Origin of the sequence: Aliiglaciecola sp. CAU 1673, assembly GCF_029223185.1 — a bacterium.
Taxonomy (GTDB): domain Bacteria; phylum Pseudomonadota; class Gammaproteobacteria; order Enterobacterales; family Alteromonadaceae; genus Bowmanella.
Window position 1 is genome coordinate 85,241 of record NZ_JARHUG010000006.1, and the last position, 18,561, is coordinate 103,801.

Sequence of the window (18,561 nt, forward strand, 5' to 3'; positions counted from 1 at the left end):
ACTTGAGATGAAGCTGCAATTTAACGAGCAATGGAAACACTGGTTACAAACCAATCTGGATGCAGGCCATCACAAAGATAGTCTGTTTAAAATCCTGCTCGATGAGGGTTTTGATCATCAGCTGATCAAACAGGAAATGGGATATGAACCCAGTATCCCGACAGTATTAATTGCTAACCCCCTGCACGGCAAACAACAAAGTAGCAAGTCATCAAAGGAGTATGACAAATCCCCTTACCTTCAACGGCAGGGTGCACAAAGCTTTTGTTCTGATTTAGTTGAAATGTACAAGGTGGATGATTTTATTGGTGGCGAGGCCTGTAAGCGCTTGATTGCACTTATTAAAGATAAATTGCAGCCCTCCCAATTGTCCAGCAAAGAGGCCGATAGCACATTTCGAACCAGCAGTACCTGTTATCTTGGCACTCTGGACGATCCTTTAATTGCTGAGGTTGATCAGCAAATCTGTGACTATCTGGGTATTGCCCCTGCTTATGGTGAAGTCATTCAGGGGCAATACTATGAAACAGGGCAGGAATTCAAAGCCCACACCGACTACTTTGAAGACAATGAATTGCCATTCCATGGTGCCACCATGGGACAGCGTACCTACACCTTTATGCTCTATCTTAACGATGTGCAATCGGGCGGTGAAACCAAGTTTCCAAGGATAGGTGAGAGTTTCACGCCCAAAGCGGGGACCGCACTTATCTGGAACAGTCTGCTTGCCAATGGCCAAGGTAACTACAACACTCTTCATCACGCTATGCCGGTGAAGTCAGGAACGAAAGTGATTATCACCAAGTGGTTCCGACAAAGACCGGCCTGCTAGCTGATAAGCCGTCAATGTCACTTTAGTGACCGGTTTAGTGATTCGACAATTTTCCGTTATAATCCCGCGCGTTTTGGTTAGCAGAGGCCCAATATGCGCATTGCCTTGGGAATTGAATATGATGGTGCCAGTTACTATGGTTGGCAGCGTCAGCAGGAAGTCAACAGTGTCCAGCAGGAGCTCGAGCAGGCGCTAAGTCGTATTGCCGACGAGCCCATTGAGCTGCAGTGCGCAGGTCGCACCGATGCCGGTGTGCATGCGACCGGTCAGGTGGTGCACTTTGATGTGAATAAGGCCCGCGAAATGCGCGCCTGGACACTGGGCATGAACGCTAACTTGCCTGACAACATCGCGGTAAAATGGGCCAAGGAAGTGCCGGAAGATTTTCACGCGCGCTTTTCGGCTTCTGCCCGGCGTTATCGCTACATTATCTATAACCATCCGCTTCGCACCGGTATTTTGCGCCATGGCATTACCCATTACCACAGTCCCCTGGATGAAGCGCGCATGTATGAGGCATCTCGCTGCCTGCTGGGAGAGCACGATTTCAGTGCGTTTCGCGCCGCTATCTGCCAATCAAAATCGCCATTTCGCAATGTGATGTCGCTAGAGATCTTCCGCATGGGGGACTATGTGGTATTGGATATCCGCGCTAATGCATTTTTGCATCATATGGTCAGAAACATTACCGGCAGCCTGATGGAAATCGGCACCGGCCGAAAACCGGTGGAATGGATGCAGGAACTACTGGAAAACCGAAACCGTAGTCTGGCCGCGGCGACTGCCAGGCCCAATGGGCTGTATCTGGTGGATGTGACTTATCCAGACGCCTACCAAATCCCAAAAAATGCACCGGGTCCACTGTTTTTGCCGGCTGAGCTGACGCCTGGAGCTTAGACCAGTTTTGATTTCGGTCTTTTCTGAAAATATGCTTTAATGACGCCGGTCTACCACCTGATATGCTTTAATTTCAGGGGATTAGTCTTATACTTTGCGGCAATTAGCCGCTTTTTAGAACATTTGCAAAAGGGTTTGCATGAGCTGGATTCAGAAAATATTGCCCCGCACCCAGTCCTCTATCAAGAGCAACGTTCCAGAGGGTGTGTGGACCAAATGTACCGAATGTAATGCCATGCTGTATAAGCAGGAACTGGAGCGTCAGTTCAATGTTTGTCCCAAGTGTGACAATCATATGCGCATTGGCGCCAGAGCCAGGATTGACAGTATCCTGGACCAAGGGGATCGCCAGGAATTGGGTGCTGATTTAGAGCCTCAGGATATCCTCAAGTTTAAAGATTCCAAAAAATACAAAGACAGAATTACCGCCGCACAAAAAGCCACTAACGAAAAAGATGCGCTGGTAGCGATGAAAGGCAAGCTCAAAGGCATGCCCGTCGTGGTTGCTGCCTTTGAATTTGAATTTATGGGCGGCTCTATGGCCTCTGTGGTCGGTGCCCGCTTCGTCAAAGCAGTGGAAGCCTGCCTGGCCAATAACACACCGCTGATCTGTTTCTCCACCAGTGGCGGCGCCCGAATGCAGGAAGCGCTGTTGTCATTGATGCAGATGGCCAAAACCAGTGCTGCCCTGGCCAAGATGAGCGAGCGCGGCTTACCTTATATCTCTGTGCTGACTGACCCCACCATGGGTGGTGTTTCCGCCAGTTTGGCTATGCTCGGTGATATCAATGTGGCTGAGCCCAAGGCCTTGATTGGCTTTGCCGGCCCCAGGGTAATCGAACAGACCGTTCGTGAAAAATTGCCTCCCGGTTTCCAACGCAGTGAGTTTCTGCTGGAAAAAGGCGCTATCGATATGATCGTCGACAGACGCCAGATGCGGGATAAATTGCACGATCTGCTATCAAAATTGCATCATCAACACTAATTATGCCAAGTTCTGTTAAAAGCCAGCCTTCCTCCTTGGAAGGCTGGCTTTCTTATCTGGAGTCCATCCATCCGGCCAGTATCGAGATGGGACTGGAACGTATCCGCCGTGTTTATGACTTATTGCAGCTGGATCTAAGTGCCACACGGGTCATTACGGTGGCAGGCACCAACGGCAAGGGCACCACCTGTGCCATGCTGGAGCAGGCCATGCTGCAATTAGGACAAAGCGTGGCAGTTTACAGCTCGCCGCACATTGTCGATTACCGTGAGCGCTTGCGCGTTAATGGGGCCATGCTCGATGAGCCGGCCCATTGCCAGGCGTTTGCCGCAGTTGAAAAGGCTCGTGGCGATATCAGTCTGACCTACTTTGAGTTCGGCACCCTGGCGGCCTTGTACCTGATTGCCTTACAAAAACCGCAGAATGCAATTTTGGAAGTGGGTTTAGGCGGCAGACTGGATGCGGTCAATATCGTTGAGCCGGACCTTAGTATTATTACCACTATCGATTTGGATCATCAGGATTGGCTGGGTGATAGTCGCGAAAAGATTGCCATAGAGAAAGCCGGTATTGTCCGCGAAGGGGGCAGGGTGGTGATTGGTGAACCCAATCCGCCGCAATCCCTGAAGCAAAGAATGGGGCAACTGCATGCCAATGCATTATGGCGCCATCAGGATTTTGATTGTCAGGTGACGACATCAGGTTTCCAATGGCAAGGCATGGGCCTGGAACTGAAGGATGCACCTGTCCCCAATATTCCAGCGGCCAATGCTGCAACGGCAGTGGCTGCTTTGGCCGTCTTGGGACTTTATGCACAACTGGATATGCCCAGGCTTTTTCAAGATACCCGTCTGCCTGGGCGCTGCCAGCTGATTCAACGATCACCTGATGTGCTGCTGGATGTAGGGCATAATCCTGAAGCGGTGCGTTATCTGGTGTCGCAACTGACATCTCGGACATGGCAGCAACTGCATCTGGTTGTCGGGATGCTAAAAGATAAGGACATTGCGGCGACCTTGGCTCCTCTCAGTGTCTTCGATGCCAATTGGTATTTGGCGCCCCTGCCAGGACCACGCGGCGCTACCACAAAGCAACTGCTGGAAAAGCTGCCGTCGGCGCAAAGCGTGATAGAATGCTCTTCTGTCATAGCGGCGCTTAATAAGGCAAAACAGGCTGCTGGCGCTGATGATTTGATTTTAGTATTCGGCTCTTTTCTTACAGTAGCCGAGGTATTGGCCGCGCCATAAAGCCAATACGTTGATCTTATAAGGGAGGTTCGCTTGTCGTCTGCGTTTCAAAATAGGTTGGTGGGCACCGTTATTATTGTGGCCTTGGCCGTGATTTTTCTGCCTGATGTGTTGGACGGTAAGAAGGTCAGTCATAAAGATACCTTTGTCGATGTCCCCCCCAGGCCAGCTGCAGCGCAGATAGCGTCGTCAAAGGATTTCCCCAAAGACGAGGTACAACAAAGGGTTAATCGCGAGGTAGAGGTCATTGACGAACCCGCTGTCGATGAAAGTGGCGACCTGCCTGCATCAACCGAGCCAGAGCCAGAGATGGCTGCTGCCGACACTGTCAGCCAGGAAGAAGTAACACCTCCCGCGCCAGCCACGCAAAGTAAAGCACAAAGCCCCTCGGCCAACACCGTTCAGGTCGCTGCCGCCAGACCGCTGGATTACCCCGTGGAAGATCGCCCTGTTGGTGAACCGGTCAGCGCAGGATGGGTCGTTCAGCTTGGTAGCTTCCGTCATCAGAAGAATGTGCGTGAACTGTTGGATAAAGTGGAGTCGGCGGGATACAGAGCTTTTACCCGTAAGGTGCAAACCAGTGCGGGCGAGCTGACCAAAGTCTTTGTCGGTCCGGATCTGAGTAAGGACAAGATGGAAAAGGCTCTGCCGCATTTAAACAAACTCACATCCCTGCAAGGTAAAGTGACCGAATTCCAAGTGCAGTAATTCCAGGCCTGTAGTAATGAGTGCACCTGGAAAAGTCTGGCTTTAAATAAAAGAGATTTTCCAGTTCGCTTTTGCTAGAATGCGCGCGGCTTTTTTCAACGATTAGCGGCATGAACTGGATAGACTACTGCATTCTGGGCATCATCCTTGTCTCCACCCTGATTAGCCTGGTCCGTGGCTTCGTCAAGGAAGCTATCTCTCTCGCCGTCTGGTTTGCTGCCTTCTTTGTTGCCAGCCAGTTTTATGCTGACTTGGCCGTATACCTTACTAATTTCTCCGACGAACTCATTCGTAACGGCGTCGCGATTGCCATTCTCTTTGTGGTCACCCTGATTTTAGGTGGCCTGTTAAACTACTTGATTGGTCAGATGGTCCAATACACAGGGTTGTCTGGTACTGACCGGGCATTAGGTGCTGTATTTGGCCTGTTGCGTGGGGCACTGGTGGTCAGCGCCTTACTGTTTTTTATGGATGCCTTCACCGGCTTTCCCAATGCCCAGTGGTGGCAGTCGTCCATGTTGATCCCAGAATTTCGAATCGTTATCGAGTGGTTCTTCGAATATTTGCAGAACCATTCCAGTTTCTTAACTCCAGCTTGATATAGGTAACTTGCATGTGTGGTATCGTTGGTATAGTGGGTAAAAGCCCGGTCAATCAGGCCTTGTATGATGGTTTGACCGTGTTGCAACACCGAGGACAGGATGCCGCCGGGATCGTCACCGTGGACGATGGTATGTTTAATCTGCGTAAGGCCAACGGCCTGGTGCGTGATGTCTTTCATAGCCGCCATATGCAGCGATTGACTGGCAATTTCGGGATTGGCCACGCGCGTTATCCTACTGCCGGCACTTCCAGCTCTGCCGAAGCTCAGCCTTTCTACGTGAACTCTCCCTTCGGGATTGCTTTTGCCCACAACGGCAACCTGACCAATGCTCATGAATTGGAAGATGAAGTCTTTCGTATAGCCAGACGTCATATCAACACTAACTCCGACTCTGAGTTGTTGTTGAATATTTTCGCCCATGAACTGCAAAATTGTTCTGGACTGGTGCTTGAGCCGCAGGATGTGTTCACCGCGGTTAGCCGCGTACATCGCAAGATCAAAGGTGCTTATGCCGTGGTTGCAGCGATTATCGGCAACGGCATGGTGGCTTTTCGTGATCCCCATGGTATTCGACCACTGGCGCTGGGTAAGCGTGAGACCGAGTTTGGTGATGAATATATGGTAGCCTCTGAAAGCGTAGCGCTGGATGTGGTTGGCTTTACCTTTATCCGTGATGTTGCCCCCGGTGAAGCTATCTATGTCACCGAAGAGGGACAGTTGTTTACCCAGCAGTGCGCTGATAATCCAACCCATACGCCCTGTATTTTCGAGTTTGTCTATTTCTCCCGTCCCGACTCCTTTATTGATGGTATTTCCGTTTATGCTTCGCGGGTCAACATGGGCCGCAAATTGGGCCAGAAGATTGCCAAGGAATGGGCAGATCTCGATATCGATGTGGTGATCCCTATTCCTGAAACGTCTAATGATATCGCCTTACAAATTGCCCAAGAGTTGAATCTTCCGTACCGTCAGGGCTTTGTAAAAAACCGTTATATCGGCCGGACTTTTATCATGCCCGGGCAGACGCAACGTCGTAAATCTGTGCGCCGCAAACTCAATGCGATTTCGTCGGAGTTTGCCGGTAAGAATGTATTGTTGGTAGATGACAGTATCGTGCGTGGCACCACTTCTGAGCAGATTATCACCATGGCCAGGGAATCGGGCGCCAAAAAGGTTTACTTTGCCTCTGCGGCACCTGAAATTCGTTTCCCCAACGTCTACGGGATCGATATGCCCTCGGCCAATGAGCTGATTGCCCATGGTCGTGAAATTGACGCGATTTGCGACTTGATTAAGGCCGATGGGCTTATCTTCCAAAACCTGGAAGATTTGGTTGCGGCAGTGCGTGAGGAAAATCCGGAAATTAGCCGCTTCGAGACATCAGTATTCGATGGTCACTACGTTACCGGCGACGTAGATCAGGATTATCTGAATCGCCTGGATTTGTTGCGTAATGATACCGCTAAACACAGCAAGGCCCAGATGGAACTGTGTAACCTAGAGATCCATAATCTGGACGGCGAATCTTGAGTTGATGTGAGCATCCCAATAAAAAACCGCGCATGGCGCGGTTTTTTATTGGGAAAATGGTGAACCCTTAAGACATATACACAGGCCCAAGCCCCATGCTCCAGAGGATCACTGAGGCTGCCATAATGATAACAAGTAGCACCAGACCACAGGTTACCACTGAACTGGAGTAGATGAAGCCTTTCTCCTCAGGGATATTCATAATGATAGGCGTGCCAGAATAGAGCAGATATACGCTATAAGTCAGGCCCACCAATCCTACCATCATGACAAACCACAGTACCGGATAAAAAGCTGCGAAACCTACCATAAACAAAGGCGTTGCAGTGTATGCGGCAAGCTCCAAAGATTGGGTGAAACTTGGGTTTGCATCGAAGGTTTGCGCCATCCAATGAATCAGGTAGGCCAAGGCAAATACCCCAGCAACTAGTGCAACATACATCGCTGCACTCATCAGTAAGGCACTTTGTTCGGTCAGTTTAATCAGGTCGCCGACACCGATACTCCAACCCAAGTGGGCTGCAGAGTAATAGGCGCACAAGGCCGGCACCAGCGCCACAATCAGAATATGGGTCAGGCTTTGGCCTATCCCCTCATGTCGCTGCTCTATGCTGTGCCATTCTTCTTTGGGATGAGTGTAGAGTCCCCATAAATGGTTCAGAATCATACTTACCTCACTTAGCGCATTGCGTGGGATGATTGTTATAGATTGCATTTAACAACCTGTTAACATCAGTGTCTTACTCGCTGGATATTTCGTCAACTGTTTTTTTATTGACCAGATCAATAGTTTATAGATGTGAAACAGCCCCAAGCATTGAGATGCGCTTACGCTGTCTTTTGGGATAAAATGCCTGCCTCGTTTTTGACTTTTCTTACCCATGTATCAACATTTGCTCGAACCCATCAACGCCTTCCTGCACTGCAAATCACCGCAGCAATGGATTGACACCGCAATTCAACCGCAGAATCTATCTGTCTTGCTTACAGACCACCTGATATGTGAACTCAAGGCCGCCCAAAGTGCCATGTTCCTGATCCGCAAATATGCGGTCGACGAGGAAAGCGGAGCTGCTTTGCTGAAGTGGCTAAAACCCTATGAGGACTTTGCCTATCGCCAAGTGGGGGAGTGGAGAGAACTGGCTGATCATGAAAAACTGTCGAAGGCGATGCTGCCGCGTTCGGATTCCCCCTACGGCAAAGACCTGATCGATAAGATGGTATTGCTTATCAAAGAGGAGCTTCACCACTTTTATCAGGTACTTGAGTTGATGGAGGAATTTTGCATTGAGTACGACAAAATCACTTCCAGCCGCTATGCCAGAGGACTGCTGACCCATGTTCGAACCTATGAGCCGCAAGCTCTGATAGACAAGCTGATTTGTGGAGCCTATATCGAGGCTCGCTCGTGTGAGCGCTTCGCTGCTATCGCCCCGCATATGGATAAGAGGCTAGGGGAGTTCTACGTATCGTTGCTACGTTCAGAGGCACGACACTATCAAGATTACTTATCACTGGCTGAAGAAATATCGGGTAGTGATATTTCCGAGCGGGTAAATTTCTTTGGCCAGGTGGAAGCAGAACTCATTTTATCGGCGGACAGCGACTTTAAGTTTCATAGTGGTGTGCCTGTTTAATAAGGGCACACATTTAAGAGCTAACCTTTATGGCTTAAGTAAAGGTCGCCTCAAAAAAAACATAATCAACCGTTTGATCAACTGGCACCATAAAGAGGCTTAAGACGCCTAATTCTGGATGACGCAAAGTGTACATACCCTGATTGGTGGACTCTCCATCGGTTTTAAAAAGCAGTGAAAACGGGGGGCGTTTAACTCTTGGGTCATCTTGCTGAAACAATGGCGCCACTTCTGTCAGCTCAAAAGCCTGTTCTGGTTCGCAGGTAAACTGTTGACCTATAAACGGCTTGAAGTCTTCGAGGGTAAAAGTGTGGAGTTCTTGCTGTGTCGGTTGTGCCATGCTGCGGTTGTTCTCTTCCTCGCCTAGTATTCTTCTTACCTTAGCACTGTCCGTTTGTCTGCGCACTGTTGCAACAATCAAGGAATATTATGGCTGCTTCATCTGTATTTACCCATACCAACCATCCGGCATTCTATTACGAAGACATGTTGGCGGATAAAGTGCGTATGCAGCTTTATCGCCGTGCTATCAATGAAGTGGTCAAGCCCGGAGCTATCGTTGCAGACCTTGGCACAGGTATGGGGGTGCTGGCGATGATGGCGATACAAGCAGGGGCTGCACATGTCTTTGCCGTAGACAACCGACCTCAGATCTTTCCGGTGACCCAAGCAGTTGTCGATCAAAATGGAATGACCGATCGGATCACCCTAATCAATGGCGATGCCAGAACTGTTCGGTTGGAGCAAAAAGTCGATGTCATTATCAATGAATTAATAGGTGACTTCGGTACAGACGAGAATATTTATGAATGCGTCTCTGCCTTTGCCAGAGCCAATTTAAAGGCTGATGGCTGCATCATGCCAAAAGGCATACGCACGTTATTGGTACCTCTGGAGCATAACGATGAGTTTCGCGGTGTATGGCGCAGTGATTATCAAGGCCTGGATCTTAGCTGTGTAGCATCCATTCCCTGTCGCGAAGAGGCGGTGATGCGTTTTCTGTCCGCCCAGCCCAAAGAACTGGCAACACCTGCAATGTTGGAAGACATTACGTTTAACATCAATATGGCGCCTCGTCAGACAAGATTTGAAGGAAATTTTCAGCTACATAGTGACGGTGTTTTACATGGGTTTATGGGCTTTTTCGAAACAGCTTTGACCGACCACATTCGATTGTCGAATTATCCTCAGTATCCTGGCTGTCACTGGCAGACCTGGCACTGGCCTGTCTATCCCTTTCGTCGCTTTCAGGTGGGGCAGCATCTGACAGCGGTATTGAATGCCATACCAAATATGGTTGCCCAAGGTTGGACATTGGAGTGGTCAACAGCTTGAATTGTCAGATAAATTTACAATTGGTGTTTCTACAGATAAGCATTAGATATTCATACCTTTGATAACTATGCCTTTTCTGCACATGGCTCACATTGTGCATTCCTTGAACAACTTTTCCAGGTGGATACAGCAGCTTGATGGAGGCTACGCCTATGTTCAAGAGACGTGATTTTATCCTGGGCTCCAGTGCATTTGCCGGTCTGGCGCTCCTGACCCCCTTTGCATCGTTCAGGACGATTGCTAAGGTGACTACTCCAACAGCCACTCAGCTGGACAAATTTCATCAGCTACAAAAGCAGCAAAAATGGCTGGCCCTTTACGATCAAGAAGGCACGTATTTATCTGATATTCGCTTGTTGTCGGTCGAGCAACTTCGTCTCGATGCTCAAACTGATCAATTCACCTTGCATTGGCGAAGTCGGGATGAACTGCAGATAAATGCGGGCACCTATGTAGTGGATGATTTCTCCTCCAGTCCCCAAAGCCTGTATTTGGCTCCTGCTTCTAGTACCGAGCAGGGCGTATTGTTTGATGCGCCATTTAGTTTACTCAGGGAGTAATGAGGGTTTTATCAACCCAACGTAGTCTGACTCCACAACGAATCAGAAACTCTCAAAACAAGAGTATCAATAAATCAAAGGAGAGCCGACATGTCAGAACCCTTCCTGGCAGAAGTCAAAATAGTGGGATTCAACTTCGCGCCGCGAGGTTGGGCTCACTGTGATGGACAGATTTTGCCCATCAATCAGAATCAGTCTCTTTATTCCCTACTTGGCACCACATACGGTGGTGATGGGCGCACCAGTTTCGCTTTGCCTGATTTGCGCGGGCGCACGCCTTTGCATGTTGGTAATGGCGTTCTATTGGGACAAAAAAGTGGAGCTGAAAACCACACCCTGACACAGGCAGAAATCCCATCGCATACGCATGGAGTAAGGGGAACCAGCAGTGCCGCATCGAGTAGCTCCGGATCAGGACAATTACTGGCCACTACCGGGGGCGGGCGACGCGCCATTTTGCCCTATGCGGATGTCAGCCCTGCCAACTCGCAAGCACTGGGAAATGGGCAGATTGGCAGTATAGGCGGGGGGGCTCACAACAACATGCAGCCATTTCTCTCAATTAACTTTGTGATTGCACTGCAAGGCTTGTTTCCTTCTCGCAATTAAACAAGGAGTCTTCTTATGTCAGATCCCTTTGTCGGCGAAATTCGCATGTTTGCGGGTAACTTCGCCCCCCGTGGTTGGGCTTTTTGTGACGGGCAGTTGTTAGCAGTGTCCCAAAATGATGCGTTATTTAGCTTATTCGGTACTATCTACGGTGGCGATGGAAGGACGACTTTCGGCTTGCCCGATTTGCGCGGTCGTATCCCTATCCATATGGGAAGCGGTCCGGGGCTGACCCCCCGAAATATCGGCAGTAGAGGTGGCGCAGAGCACGAAACCCTGACTGCAAATCAAATTGCTGCACACAATCACAGCTTTTCAGCCACATCGAGTGCCGCCAGTGATGCCAGCCCTGCCAATAACAGTATCGCCGCGTCTACCGGTGCCAATTTATACGGCAGCAATAATCCTGCGGCCATGAATGGGGCTTCAATTACGCCTACCGGTGGCAGTCAGTCTCATACCAATTTAATGCCTACACTCTGTATCCACTTTATTGTGGCGCTGGTAGGCATTTATCCGTCCCGCCAATAAGGAGAGGCACATGTCAGACCCCTTTATTGCTGAAGTGAGAATCTTCGCTGGTAACTTTGCTCCCCGTGGTTGGGCCTTTTGTGACGGTCAGCTGCTGCCCATAGCGCAGAATACGGCGTTGTTTTCTTTAATTGGCACCACTTATGGTGGCGATGGTCGCACTACCGCTGCGCTGCCAAATTTGCAGGGCAGAGCGCCAATGCATCCGGGAAGAGGTCCGGGCCTGACCGACCGCCGTTTAGGAGAACGGGTTGGTATTGAGACTGTGACATTGACCGAAGCGCAGATCCCTAATCACAGTCATACATTGGTGGCTTTTTCTGATGCCACTGCCTCTTCACCTTCCACATCGGTCGGGTTAGGGGCTGCGCCAATGTACGGCGCTGGTACACAGGTTGCTATGGACAGCGATATTGTTGGTGCGACTGGTGGCAACCAGGCTCACAACAATATGCAGCCCTATTTGGGTATTAACTTTATTATCGCCCTGCAAGGGCTTTACCCGTCCAGGTCTTAGCCTTGGATATAAACAGTATTGCGGTTTCAGGAAGGAGTCCTGTTGCCATCGCCTGTCCATATATCAGCATTGATGGTGATGCGCTGAGACTGCGCTTGGTAGATTCCACCGACAGGGCTTTTTTGCAAAGAGTGTATGCACAAAGCCGGGCCGATGAGATGGCAAAAGTGTCACATTGGTCTGATGTGCAAAAAGCTGAATTCCTACGCTTTCAGTTTGACGCACAGGATGCCCATTATCGTGCTCATTACCCTGATGCTGAGTTCTGGGTGGTGCAATGGCATAAGCAGGATATTGGTCGCTTGTATCTGCACCACTCTGAAGACGATATCAGGGTAATGGATATCGCATTGCTAAGTCCGCTTCGTGGCCAGGGTTTTGGCAGTCAGTTGATGCAGTGGATTTTGTCTATGGCTGAGCGGCAAAATAAAAGTGTCAGTTTGCATGTGGAGCCGGAGAATCCGGCCAAACGTCTCTACTTGTCACTTGGCTTTGAAGTCTGTGGGGAAATCAGTTTTTATCAACGCATGTGCTGGCTTCCCAACTGAGGTGCTGGTTGTCTGTGTTTTTTACAGTTTGTTAACATTCTTGCTCCAGTGTTTTCCTAACATTATGTAATAAAAGGAAAAAACATAGTGGCGTGATATTTGCGGTGACACTTGCGATAAGCTTCACCAGACACACTTTATGATTGGACACGTGCGCGAATTGGAGGGCTGGCCCTCTCTTCGGGTGCAACACCTAAGGAGACATTTATGTCCTTAACGTCGTTTGCTAAAGCCTTGGTTCCACTTCCTGTAGTTTCCGCTGTTGTGTTGTGTTTATCTTGTCTCTCTTTCAGCCTGTCGGCGGCCATCATCGACCATACCTGGATTGGGACATGGGGAGGGACAGGCGCAGGTAATCCTGTTGGTGTAAATGGTCCCGGGATGTCGGCCGGGCAGCGCTTTGTTATCCGGGTGGCTTATGATGACGCCTCTGCTGTGACTGATAATGTTGATGTCTTAGACGCCTTTTTTAATCCATCAGGCGAATTGATGCGCACTATCGATTTAAATGCGGCTGGTAATTCGCTGGATATCTTTGTGCCAATGGAGGGATTAGATGCTGGCAGCCCATTTATTTATGTGCAAAGTGAAGCTGATCATTTCCCAGCCTTTATTCCTAATCCAACCCTCAATTTTGTCAATGGCAGCAACATCAGTAACACAGCAAACCTGATTGGCTTGGAGTTTGAAGGCAATTTCTTCGCTGGAGCCGCGCAAAATGTCATTGAGCTTTTTAATACGGCTCCACCCGGTGGTCCCATCAATATGCAGAGCCAGATTTTTAATTTGGACAATGGACTACCAGCGGTGACCGGCTCCAATTCTCTTGCCTCGGCCGTGGGCTTGGCGATCGATGCAGGACCTGATTTGGTCTACAACGCTGCTACGCTGGTGCAAAATACGTCCATGTCCGTGCTGCAAAGCAATGATTTGGGTGCGGCGCGTAGTGATGGTGAAGACTTTGTAGACGTCAGCTGGACACCAGCCGGCACACCGAGTGGCAATGATACCAGTGTGGGTATTGCCGATTCCGGCCTGACGATGACTACCAGCACCACTACCTGGACGGCCAATGCCACGGAACAGATGACTGGTAAAACGGCTTCAGATACCCTCAATATCAGCTATGACAATGCTGTTCCTACCTTGAATGCCAGTGCCACTGCGAATGCCGGTGGCACAGATTTCAGTATGACCTTTGCTGATCTGGATTTGGCCGTTAACGCCTTGATTGCCGGATTCGAGTCACTGACATTTGCAGCACTCCTTGACGGTCTTATTGATGCCACTGCCTTTTTCAATACGCTGTTTACCACGGGATCGCAAAGTAGCAGCGATGCCAGTCTTTTCAGTGCTTTCGGTGCGGGAGCGCACAATGTTGTGTTTACCCTGGTTGATAAGGCGGGCGCCATGGCCCGCGCTTCGGTGGACTTTACGGTTAATACAGTGCCGCAGGATGTCCCTGAGCCAGGCACCTGGTTGCTTATCTTGTTGGGCGCAAGCCTGCTAATGTTGCGACCTACCGCAGGGAAAAGGAGCCGTCGTTGCTGAGCAAATTCAGAAGCGTCACACTGATGGCGCTTTTGATTTTTACATGCCTGGCTCAGGCCAAGGATGATGACGGCGCCTTTGCCTTAAAAGGCATCGGCACGGCCACTTGCAATAGATACATTGATGCGGCGGCCAATGAAAAGCCTGAACTCCTACAGATAGCCGGTTATGTCACCGGCTATATCTCTGCTTACAATGAGCTGAGTGAAGATACCTTCGATCTTCTGCCCTGGCAGCAAATGGATACCTTGATGCTGCTGATGTTGCAGCAATGCCGGCAAAACCCGCAACTCACCATTGGCATGGCCGTCTCTCAACTGGCCAGGTATTTTTCTGCCACAAAATTAGCTCAGCAAAGTGCCATGCAAGAAATCACAAGCGGAGGTAGCACTTTTTACCTCTACCCACAGGTTCTTGAGCAACTCACCAAAGCACTTCGTGAAAGAGGGTATGCTAGTGGTGATTTGGTTGCAGATCTCAATCGTTTTAAGCAAGAGAATCAAATCAAAGGGGAGCATCCCTTTGCTCAGTTAGTTATTTTAAAGCTGCTTTATAGTAAAGATCCTGCTTAATCGCTCTATGCGGTATCTCTCCTCCTCTGATTTCATTCCGGCGAAAGCGAAGAGGACCGCAGTCATATCTTGTGTTGACATCATCTTCCAGCTGCCCATCACTCGGTAACTGTGCATTTGTAATATTTTATTCTTCTATCTGTAGCATTTACTTCATTGGTCTGACACATAGCCCGGGCAGCATGGGCTGTCCCCTTTTTCGGGAACCCAAACCTAAGACGTCAGCAGCGTAGTGGACGTTTGCATAGCAGTGGTGCAACTCAATCAGAATAGTGGATATTCCCATGCTTAAACAAAATCTAAAACTTTCTCTTCTTGCGGTTTCCGTGGTATTTGCCTTGACCGCCTGTAGCGGTGATGACGGCACCGATGGCGCCACCGGCTCTCAAGGTCCTGCTGGTCAGGATGGTGCGCCGGGTGCTCCTGGTGTGGACGGTGCTGCTGGACAAGATTTGACGGCGGCGCCTAAGTTGTCTCGTGTGGCGACTGTGCCTGTAGGTGCAGAAATCACTGGTATGTTCGTTACCGATAACGACGAGCTTTTCTTCAACGTGCAACACCCTGAAGATCTGGATGGTAATGCTACCCCTGCTCAGGTTGGTTTTGTTGCCAATCTGGATTGGAGCAAATTAGATCCGCGCACGGCTGAGCTGACAGCGCCCACCACCGATGCCGAAAAAATGGCAGTGCGTGTTGTCTCTGGTAGCTATCAGGCACTGGGTATGGCCGATGGACATCAGGACAAGGTGACCTTTGGTTTGGGTGCCATTGTATCTTCCGATGGTACTACCGAGCTGAAACAGTCACAGGATCCTGACTTCAACGCCTTTATTGCTGCCGATGCCGCCGGCAAGGAAGGTTATCTGTTTACCGCCTGGGAAGATCGTCCCGGTACCATGAGCCGCATGGCGCTTAGCATGCAAGATGATGGCACCTGGTCTGTGGGTGACATTATTAATGTGGATTTCTCCGGTGTACTTGGCACCATCATCAACTGCTTCGGCAGCCTGTCTCCGTGGGGTACGCCGCTGACTTCAGAAGAAAATTATGAGGCTGAAAATACCTCTCAGTGGAACAACACGGCATATGTGGATGGTTATCCCAGCTATACCGATATTAAGCTTCTGATGGATTACCTGGGCACCAACGCACTGCCTAATCCTTATAACTACGGTTACATCGTCGAAGTGACCGATGCCATGGGCACCAACCCTACGCCGGTTAAGCACTACACTTTAGGCCGCGCGGCTCATGAGAACGCATTGGTGATGCCTGACTGGAAAACCGTCTACACCACTGATGACGGTACCAACAAAGGTTTTTACAAGTTTGTTGCCAAAACGGCGGGCGATCTAAGCGAAGGGACCTTATATGCTGCCAAGCTGACTCAGGACAGCACATCTGATGCTGCCAAGGCCGGTTTTGATATTCAATGGATTGAACTGGGCACGGCCAGCAACGCGCAAATCGCTACCTGGATTGCCGATTATGACGGTATTACTGAAGCAGATTATGTCGAAGGCCAAACCAGCTATATCACCGATGCCGAGATCCAGGAATGGGCTGACAATGGCACTGGCGATGACCGTTATGCCTTCCTCGAGACCCTGAAAGCGGCCAAGGCCAAAGGGGCGACGGTGGAATTCCGTAAGATGGAAGGGATTGCCATTAACTACAACGGCGCTGCTAATAACAGCATTCCTTATATGTACGTGGCCATGTCAGAAGTGAGAAGTGGTATGACTGACGGTCAGGGCGACATACAAGTGGATGAGAGTGCACGCTGTGGTGCCGTCTATCGTTTTGGTCTGCATCCCGACTACAACGTGACCCGTATGGATCCTGTTGTCGTTGGCGGTGCCTACAACAGCCAAGGTGACGAGCATGGAAACCGCTGTGATGTTAATGGTATCTCCAACCCCGATAACCTGGCGGTACTGGACGATGGTCGTGTATTGATTGGTGAAGACACCAGCAACCACACCAACAACGCTATGTGGATCTATAATCCCAAAGGTGAATAAGCCACATTAGATCCTTCAAACCAAAAGCCCCGCATATCTGCGGGGCTTTTTTATGGCTATCGAGACATGTTCACTAAAACATAAAAATGGCGGGCTTGCCCGCCACCACGCCCGTTCTGACGTTGTTATTTCCAGTCAATCAAGCGGATATCCCACCCATCGAAGCGATGCTCTGGGTTTAGAGGCGCAATGCTTTCGTCTATCTCTTTATAGACATTGATCGCCGGGGCAATATTGGTGTCTCGGCCATGGATAAAGCTCTGGGTACGCACAATTTGTGTGTAGGCTTTATTCAGCTTGAGGGCTCTCTCTTTGGAGGGGGTGATCAGCTCGTATACATCCGCCGTTTTGACTTTCTGTTCATCCAGGCTACCGTCTTCTTTATACCACTTGGCAAACATTTCATCGTTTTCACGAAACTCATTGCCACCGCCGTTTAGTCTCAGGTATTGCAGGATTTCGCCTTCGGTTTGGCCAAAGGACGGCACATCCTTCATGCCTTTAAGGTCAATATAACCCCAGCCATTTTTGCCGGTGATTTTGCGCGGAAAGGCAAAGGTTTGGTCGATGGTGGTACCGATTGCTGCATGGCAGCCCATGCAGAAAAACTCCTCTTCATAACTTTGCGGACGCAGTTTGCCGTCATAGTCTTCAATGTAACCTTGAATTAGCCAGCCAAACTTATTGTTGAATCCTTTTTCCGAGACACGGGAATAGTAGGGGAGTTGCTCGTCTATCTTTTCTTTGCGCTCACGGCGATAGGCATTGTCGATATCTGCATCAGACATGATCTTGGTTTTAGCCATATAGCGCAGCTCTTTCATGCGCTTGGGAATATGGATGTTGCCTGCTTCGTTCACACCCACATAGCGCACCGAATGCATAATCTCAGTGCCTTGTGGATACTGCTGTCTAGTGACGGCGATATCCGCCGCGTCACCCAGGTAATGATCGCTTAACACCAATTGGCTGACATTGTCTGAATATTGACCATCGGCGTTGATATCCAGACCCAATCTCGTTTCGTCGATTGGGAATACCTCGATCTGCGTCAGCCCTTTGATGGTCATTTCGACGATGGAAAGATTAAGCAAATAGAGATCTTGATGATATTTTCCATCCAGGTTCTGAAAGCGCTCTGGTAAACGGATAAGTACGTCATCGGTGGCGCCATTGGTGGGCCAGAAAGTGCCGGGAAAAGGTTTATAGTTGAAGGCTACCCAGCCACTGCCATCTTTGGCAAAACCACGCTCATCGAAAGCCTCGCCAGCCAGGTGATAGTTTTCCAGATCAGGAATAAAGCCTTGCCAGTTCTGCTTTTTGAGATCACTTGCCAGACTTGAGTAGTTGTCCTGACCGATATATTTCAATATCGCCTCATCACTGATTTGGTCAATCCAATGACGTCTGTCTACAAACAGGTTGCTCCAGCTATTGCTCTCACCCGCCTCTGAAAACGTATAGATACCTTGATTGGCGCCATCATCACGCAGATTTGCACGATAGGGCTTATCATCGCCACGGGGATAGGATTGATGGCAGGTATAGCAAGGGTTGTGAACGCCTTCTGTTTTGGTGTAACACTGAGAAGGGATGGGCGCTTCTTCGTTTAGGGCGCCGTTTGCTGTTGGCGTGATGCGCAGTTCTTTGCTGACTTCTGGTAGCAATGATGACGGCGAGGCTGAAGTGAAGACGTCATCCAGGCTTTGTTCTTCGGCTTTGTTCTCACTGCATGCCGTTAATAGTGTTGATAAAGAGAGGGCAATAGCACTAAGCCCAAAAGCGTGCTTCATTCACATTTCCTTGTAGGGATAAAAGACGCTTTATGGTAGTGACTGAATATGTCAGTAATTTGAAGCGGACTTGCTAGCCCG

20 protein-coding genes are annotated in these 18,561 nt (G+C 49.7%); 17 read left to right on the forward strand and 3 right to left on the reverse strand.

What is annotated here, in order from left to right; translation table 11 throughout:
- Positions 1-7 precede the first annotated feature (7 nt).
- The 7 genes from P2G88_RS07295 (at position 8) to purF (ending at position 6,803) form a co-directional block, all read left to right on the forward strand.
- Positions 8-832, forward strand: a complete 825-nt coding sequence (locus P2G88_RS07295) for a 2OG-Fe(II) oxygenase (RefSeq protein ID WP_275795168.1) — start codon at positions 8-10, stop codon at positions 830-832.
- 93 nt (positions 833-925) lie between these two features.
- Positions 926-1,729 carry a tRNA pseudouridine(38-40) synthase TruA gene (gene truA / locus P2G88_RS07300; RefSeq protein ID WP_275795169.1) on the forward strand — a complete coding sequence of 268 codons (804 nt, stop codon included), beginning with the start codon at positions 926-928 and terminating at the stop codon, positions 1,727-1,729.
- A 139-nt stretch (positions 1,730-1,868) separates the two neighbouring features.
- Positions 1,869-2,714, forward strand: coding sequence for an acetyl-CoA carboxylase, carboxyltransferase subunit beta (accD, locus tag P2G88_RS07305; RefSeq protein WP_275795170.1), 846 nt, complete (start codon positions 1,869-1,871; stop codon positions 2,712-2,714).
- A 2-nt stretch (positions 2,715-2,716) separates the two neighbouring features.
- On the forward strand, positions 2,717-3,961 hold the full coding sequence (gene folC / locus P2G88_RS07310; RefSeq protein ID WP_275795171.1) for a bifunctional tetrahydrofolate synthase/dihydrofolate synthase: 1,245 nt from the start codon (positions 2,717-2,719) through the stop codon (positions 3,959-3,961).
- A 33-nt stretch (positions 3,962-3,994) separates the two neighbouring features.
- The gene (locus tag P2G88_RS07315; RefSeq protein ID WP_275795172.1) at positions 3,995-4,669 is read left to right on the forward strand and encodes an SPOR domain-containing protein; all 675 of its coding nucleotides are present in this window, start codon (positions 3,995-3,997) and stop codon (positions 4,667-4,669) included.
- 110 nt (positions 4,670-4,779) lie between these two features.
- Entirely contained in the window at positions 4,780-5,268 is a 489-nt protein-coding gene (locus P2G88_RS07320) for a CvpA family protein (RefSeq protein ID WP_275795173.1), read from the forward strand.
- A 14-nt stretch (positions 5,269-5,282) separates the two neighbouring features.
- Positions 5,283-6,803 carry an amidophosphoribosyltransferase gene (purF, locus tag P2G88_RS07325; RefSeq protein WP_275795174.1) on the forward strand — a complete coding sequence of 507 codons (1,521 nt, stop codon included), beginning with the start codon at positions 5,283-5,285 and terminating at the stop codon, positions 6,801-6,803.
- Between the two features lie 67 nt (positions 6,804-6,870).
- On the opposite strand, the gene P2G88_RS07330 is transcribed toward purF, so the two are convergent.
- Complete coding sequence (locus tag P2G88_RS07330) at positions 6,871-7,470, reverse strand: Yip1 family protein (protein ID WP_275795327.1); 600 nt, start codon at positions 7,468-7,470, stop codon at positions 6,871-6,873.
- A 214-nt stretch (positions 7,471-7,684) separates the two neighbouring features.
- Here P2G88_RS07330 and miaE point away from each other — a divergent pair, with 214 nt between their 5' ends.
- Positions 7,685-8,440 (forward strand): tRNA isopentenyl-2-thiomethyl-A-37 hydroxylase MiaE, encoded by a 756-nt coding sequence (gene miaE, locus P2G88_RS07335; RefSeq protein ID WP_275795175.1) that lies wholly within the window; start codon positions 7,685-7,687, stop codon positions 8,438-8,440.
- Positions 8,441-8,474: 34 nt separating this feature from the next.
- On the opposite strand, the gene P2G88_RS07340 is transcribed toward miaE, so the two are convergent.
- Positions 8,475-8,780: a hypothetical protein gene (locus P2G88_RS07340; RefSeq protein ID WP_275795176.1), complete on the reverse strand. Its 306-nt coding sequence runs from the start codon at positions 8,778-8,780 to the stop codon at positions 8,475-8,477.
- Between the two features lie 89 nt (positions 8,781-8,869).
- On the opposite strand from P2G88_RS07340, the gene P2G88_RS07345 reads away from it, so the two are divergent.
- The 9 genes from P2G88_RS07345 (at position 8,870) to P2G88_RS07385 (ending at position 16,687) form a co-directional block, all read left to right on the forward strand.
- On the forward strand, positions 8,870-9,775 hold the full coding sequence (locus tag P2G88_RS07345; protein ID WP_275795177.1) for a 50S ribosomal protein L11 methyltransferase: 906 nt from the start codon (positions 8,870-8,872) through the stop codon (positions 9,773-9,775).
- Between the two features lie 152 nt (positions 9,776-9,927).
- Positions 9,928-10,335 carry a hypothetical protein gene (locus P2G88_RS07350; protein WP_275795178.1) on the forward strand — a complete coding sequence of 136 codons (408 nt, stop codon included), beginning with the start codon at positions 9,928-9,930 and terminating at the stop codon, positions 10,333-10,335.
- A 90-nt stretch (positions 10,336-10,425) separates the two neighbouring features.
- Positions 10,426-10,944, forward strand: coding sequence for a tail fiber protein (locus tag P2G88_RS07355; protein ID WP_275795179.1), 519 nt, complete (start codon positions 10,426-10,428; stop codon positions 10,942-10,944).
- A 15-nt stretch (positions 10,945-10,959) separates the two neighbouring features.
- Positions 10,960-11,475, forward strand: coding sequence for a tail fiber protein (locus tag P2G88_RS07360; RefSeq protein WP_275795181.1), 516 nt, complete (start codon positions 10,960-10,962; stop codon positions 11,473-11,475).
- Between the two features lie 10 nt (positions 11,476-11,485).
- Entirely contained in the window at positions 11,486-11,992 is a 507-nt protein-coding gene (locus tag P2G88_RS07365; RefSeq protein WP_275795182.1) for a tail fiber protein, read from the forward strand.
- Between the two features lie 2 nt (positions 11,993-11,994).
- On the forward strand, positions 11,995-12,540 hold the full coding sequence (locus P2G88_RS07370) for a GNAT family N-acetyltransferase (RefSeq protein ID WP_275795183.1): 546 nt from the start codon (positions 11,995-11,997) through the stop codon (positions 12,538-12,540).
- Between the two features lie 207 nt (positions 12,541-12,747).
- Positions 12,748-14,091 (forward strand): PEP-CTERM sorting domain-containing protein, encoded by a 1,344-nt coding sequence (locus P2G88_RS07375; protein ID WP_275795184.1) that lies wholly within the window; start codon positions 12,748-12,750, stop codon positions 14,089-14,091.
- Positions 14,085-14,663: a hypothetical protein gene (locus P2G88_RS07380; RefSeq protein ID WP_275795185.1), complete on the forward strand. Its 579-nt coding sequence runs from the start codon at positions 14,085-14,087 to the stop codon at positions 14,661-14,663. Before P2G88_RS07375 ends, P2G88_RS07380 begins: the two co-directional genes overlap by 7 nt.
- A 284-nt stretch (positions 14,664-14,947) precedes the next feature.
- A complete protein-coding gene (locus P2G88_RS07385; RefSeq protein ID WP_275795186.1) occupies positions 14,948-16,687 on the forward strand; it encodes an alkaline phosphatase PhoX in 1,740 nt (579 codons plus the stop codon).
- A 125-nt stretch (positions 16,688-16,812) separates the two neighbouring features.
- Here the strand turns inward: P2G88_RS07385 and P2G88_RS07390 are convergent, their stop codons facing one another.
- Positions 16,813-18,480: a hypothetical protein gene (locus tag P2G88_RS07390; protein ID WP_275795187.1), complete on the reverse strand. Its 1,668-nt coding sequence runs from the start codon at positions 18,478-18,480 to the stop codon at positions 16,813-16,815.
- Between the last annotated feature and the right edge of the window lie 81 nt (positions 18,481-18,561).

Bases quoted from the DNA above. Each gene is read 5' to 3' on its own strand.
- P2G88_RS07295 (WP_275795168.1), top strand. From the start codon at position 8: ATGAAGCTGCAATTTAACGAGCAATGGAAACACTGGTTACAAACCAAT.
- truA (WP_275795169.1), top strand. From the start codon at position 926: ATGCGCATTGCCTTGGGAATTGAATATGATGGTGCCAGTTACTATGGT.
- accD (WP_275795170.1), top strand. From the start codon at position 1,869: ATGAGCTGGATTCAGAAAATATTGCCCCGCACCCAGTCCTCTATCAAG.
- folC (WP_275795171.1), top strand. From the start codon at position 2,717: ATGCCAAGTTCTGTTAAAAGCCAGCCTTCCTCCTTGGAAGGCTGGCTT.
- P2G88_RS07320 (WP_275795173.1), top strand. From the start codon at position 4,780: ATGAACTGGATAGACTACTGCATTCTGGGCATCATCCTTGTCTCCACC.
- purF (WP_275795174.1), top strand. From the start codon at position 5,283: ATGTGTGGTATCGTTGGTATAGTGGGTAAAAGCCCGGTCAATCAGGCC.
- P2G88_RS07330 (WP_275795327.1), bottom strand. From the start codon at position 7,470: ATGATTCTGAACCATTTATGGGGACTCTACACTCATCCCAAAGAAGAA.
- miaE (WP_275795175.1), top strand. From the start codon at position 7,685: ATGTATCAACATTTGCTCGAACCCATCAACGCCTTCCTGCACTGCAAA.
- P2G88_RS07340 (WP_275795176.1), bottom strand. From the start codon at position 8,780: ATGGCACAACCGACACAGCAAGAACTCCACACTTTTACCCTCGAAGAC.
- P2G88_RS07345 (WP_275795177.1), top strand. From the start codon at position 8,870: ATGGCTGCTTCATCTGTATTTACCCATACCAACCATCCGGCATTCTAT.
- P2G88_RS07350 (WP_275795178.1), top strand. From the start codon at position 9,928: ATGTTCAAGAGACGTGATTTTATCCTGGGCTCCAGTGCATTTGCCGGT.
- P2G88_RS07355 (WP_275795179.1), top strand. From the start codon at position 10,426: ATGTCAGAACCCTTCCTGGCAGAAGTCAAAATAGTGGGATTCAACTTC.
- P2G88_RS07360 (WP_275795181.1), top strand. From the start codon at position 10,960: ATGTCAGATCCCTTTGTCGGCGAAATTCGCATGTTTGCGGGTAACTTC.
- P2G88_RS07365 (WP_275795182.1), top strand. From the start codon at position 11,486: ATGTCAGACCCCTTTATTGCTGAAGTGAGAATCTTCGCTGGTAACTTT.
- P2G88_RS07375 (WP_275795184.1), top strand. From the start codon at position 12,748: ATGTCCTTAACGTCGTTTGCTAAAGCCTTGGTTCCACTTCCTGTAGTT.
- P2G88_RS07385 (WP_275795186.1), top strand. From the start codon at position 14,948: ATGCTTAAACAAAATCTAAAACTTTCTCTTCTTGCGGTTTCCGTGGTA.
- P2G88_RS07390 (WP_275795187.1), bottom strand. From the start codon at position 18,480: ATGAAGCACGCTTTTGGGCTTAGTGCTATTGCCCTCTCTTTATCAACA.